Origin of the sequence: uncultured Psychromonas sp. (assembly GCF_947489755.1) — a bacterium.
Classification (GTDB): domain Bacteria; phylum Pseudomonadota; class Gammaproteobacteria; order Enterobacterales; family Psychromonadaceae; genus Psychromonas.
In genome coordinates this window covers 1-3494 of record NZ_CANLFB010000061.1, presented here as the reverse complement: position 1 = coordinate 3494, position 3494 = coordinate 1, and the positions used below count along the sequence as shown (strand labels likewise).

The following is a 3494-nucleotide window of genomic DNA, read 5'->3' as shown; positions in this document are numbered from 1 at the left end:
TTTCATACGTCACCAAGAGAATATAATTAGTTAATAATTGAATACATTAGATCACATAATTAGGCGGAATGGTATAAGGTTGAATTTGACTCTACTTCAATTATTGTGCCCGCATAAAGTGGTTGAGTTAACAAAATCGTTGATGTTAGTAAAAAAATCCTTTTATTCATATTTCATCCTTTAATGGTTATATAGAAAGTCACCATTTGGAATACCAAATGGTTAGTTAAATTTAATAAAAATAACTAATTTCAAAAATAATTTAAAATAGATAACTAGCAAATAATAAGCCACAATGGCAAGCCCTATAAAGCCTAACGTCGTAATATATAATAATAAAACAATGTAAATATATTCGACAATTTTAGCGTGCAATTACTAGTGGATTATTTTCATCTAGCAATTTATTATCTACAGCAATTTTATTTAACACTTGGTAAAAAATGAAGAATTTAAATACACCCTACTTTATGATCAATGAACAAGCTTTGATTAATAACTTAGAAAAAGCGAAACAATTAAAAGAGATATCAGGTGCTAAATTAGTACTGGCTTTAAAGTGTTTTTCTACTTGGGGTACATTCAATACCATTAAACCTTATTTAGACGGCACAACAAGCTCAGGACCTTATGAAGTCCAATTAGGACACGAGAAGTTTGGTGGTGAAACACATGCCTACAGCGTAGGTTATTCGAACGCTGATATTGAAGCAGTGAAACCACTTGCTGATAAGATAATCTTTAATTCGTTATCACAACTTGAAGCGCATTATGAACACTGTAAAGACAGTGCTTCATTAGGTTTACGCATTAACCCAGAGATGAGTGTTGCAGGACAAGACTTAGCAAACCCTGCTCGTGCTTATTCTCGTTTAGGCGTAAAACAAGATCTTTTAAGTAAAGAGGTTCTCAATAAAGTCGATGGGTTTATGTTTCATATGAATTGTGAAAATAAAGATGTCGATGCCTTTATTCGAGTACTTGATCATATTTCAACAAGCTTTGCTGACTATCTTGATCAACTGACTTGGCTTAGTTTAGGCGGCGGTATCTTTTTCACTTACCCAGGTTATCCAATAGAAAAGCTAGGGTTAGCGTTAAAAGCATTCGCTGAGAAACATAACCTACAAGTATATTTAGAACCCGGTGAAGCGATTATTACACGTACCGCAGATTTAGTAGTGAGCGTGATTGATATTGTAGAAAATGATAAACAAACAGCGATCGTTGATAGTGCTACTGAAGCCCATCGTTTAGATACGCTTATCTATAATGAACCTGCTTCGATTAAAGAAGCCACTGAAGGTGCTGCTCATCATTATATTATTGGTTCATGTTCATGTTTAGCAGGCGATCAGTTCTGTGAAACGCAATTTGAAAAACCGTTACAAATAGGCCAAAAGCTACACCTTTTAGACAGTGCAGGTTATACCATGGTGAAACTGAATTGGTTTAATGGTTTGAAAATGCCAAGCATTTATTTTGAAAAAGTGAACGGTGAGATTGAAGTATTAAATGAGTTTGGATATGAGGATTTTAAAAACACATTAGGGAGATAATGAGATAGGAATTCAGCGCAGGAATGATACTGCTTTTTAGTTCCCATACTCCAGCGTTTCTAGCACCCATAGTCTGCTTGGGGATTGCCTAATTCCCATGCTCCGCGTGGGAATTCAGTCTTCATTATGCATATTACGATAATGTTTAAACTCGTCTGCGCTCGTTGTTGCATTTAGGTGATTAATTGCAGTATTTTCGCCCTGTCGGCGACTCTACTTTCTTTTATCAGAAAAGAAAGTAAGCAAAGAAACTAATACCGAATTGCTTTCTTATCCAATCAACAAATTCCTTCCTTAATGCACCAGTTCATACGGCACGTCCATACTCCAAATGAACTTACAGCAAACGTCCTGTTTACTATTGCTGTAAGGTATTCATTGCTTGGGAAAGCTCAACGGTGGAAAGTTGTAGTCGCGTTGAGTAATATTTTATTATCTACAGAAAACTCAATTCCATGTTTCTGCCGTAAATACAGAACTTTTCCGCCTTTCCATATGAGAAAGGTTTTATGTTTTTATTTAATTCCTTGATTTAATGCTCTATTACACTAAAGTAACCTCTAATTTATCAAATTAAACTATTCCGTGTTTCCACCGTAAATACGGAATAATTCGGCTTAGTTACACTGTTATACACCAGCATTACCTACATAGATTATTGGAAGTATTAAATGAATCTTTTAACAAAAATAAAAGAATTGCTTAAAAAGCATAATGTAAAATTTGAAGCAAATTTAGGAGATCTTGACTCTAGTGATGACCTATTTCAAATTTTCGAAAATTTGACCCCTAGTCGTTTTCTTCACTATGATCCTGAGTGTATTGATGATAACAATTCATATATACGTTTACTTCTTCAACATGCAGAAATAACCCAATCGGAATTTGAACCAAAAAATATTTCTGTAGAAGGAAGCCTTAATAAAACTATCACCTTAAAGTTTGAATACCTGAATAAACTTCGAAAGTTTAAAATATTTCAAGATGAATCGTCATGGGTAGCAGATGATTTTTATGATCGGTTGAATAAATTTACCCAAAAAGAATTAGATAGTCGTTACTTTATTTTACCTACAATCGATCAGACTACTGCAGTGGTTTATTTACCTAAAAAAGTAGTAAATATAATCAATAAAAATTATTTGGGAATGCAAAGTGCCGATGACATAGTCGAGTTCTTGTCTCATGGTGGACTTCCTGAACATATTAATTGGAATTACACAGCCCCAGATGTGTATGATTCCTTCACATCTAAAGGTGAAACAATAGCGACAGCTATCCATAAAGCAAATTTACCGGGGAGCCCATATCCTCCTTTTACGGTAACAGAAGGTTTCTTTGAACAGTTTTTGGACGCAACGCCGCTGAATATATACTTACAAAATAAACAAGGAGAAACGCCTTACCAGTTAGCGCTTAAAGGAGAATCTGATATTTTGAAAGCGCTATTAGGAAGAGAGAATAAAGAGTGGATTAGTTTCAATACACTGATATCGAAGAAGGTCTTTGGCAGTCTATTGCACGTGACAGAGGAAATGTTGAAAATAATTGAACCTTTAGGAGAGTGTTTAGAATCAATGAAATTCGGCAGCAATTCAAGCCCACATGAAATATTGTTTTCTAGTGACGACAACTTCATCACAGGTGAAAATTCTTTTTCTATTGCAAGTTGGAAAAATAGCTCATTCCCTATCAAAAGCATCGAAAGTTGTAAGAAGGAACCTTATTATAAAGTGTTTATTCAAAAGTCAGGAAATAGTGCGCACACGATAAATAGATATTATTCTGAAAATGAAATAGGGGATATACGAACCCTTATCAATAAATATTGTACCAATACTCTTTGGAGTGATGGTGTATAACAAACAAGAATAGGTGTCGCGCAGCCGACACCTTATTCGGGTGTTGGACAAGCCCGTTTGAGGTTGGTTTACT

The 3494-nt window shown here is 34.7% G+C and carries 2 protein-coding genes; both read left to right on the top strand.

From position 1 onward, the window contains the following. Window positions 1-443: 443 nt before the first annotated feature. The gene (nspC, locus tag Q0794_RS17965; RefSeq protein WP_298944245.1) at window positions 444-1559 is read left to right on the top strand and encodes a carboxynorspermidine decarboxylase; all 1116 of its coding nucleotides are present in this window, start codon (window positions 444-446) and stop codon (window positions 1557-1559) included. A gap of 671 nt (window positions 1560-2230) precedes the next feature. Next, on the top strand, window positions 2231-3421 hold the full coding sequence (locus Q0794_RS17960) for a hypothetical protein (protein ID WP_298944243.1): 1191 nt from the start codon (window positions 2231-2233) through the stop codon (window positions 3419-3421). Window positions 3422-3494: the final 73 nt, after the last annotated feature.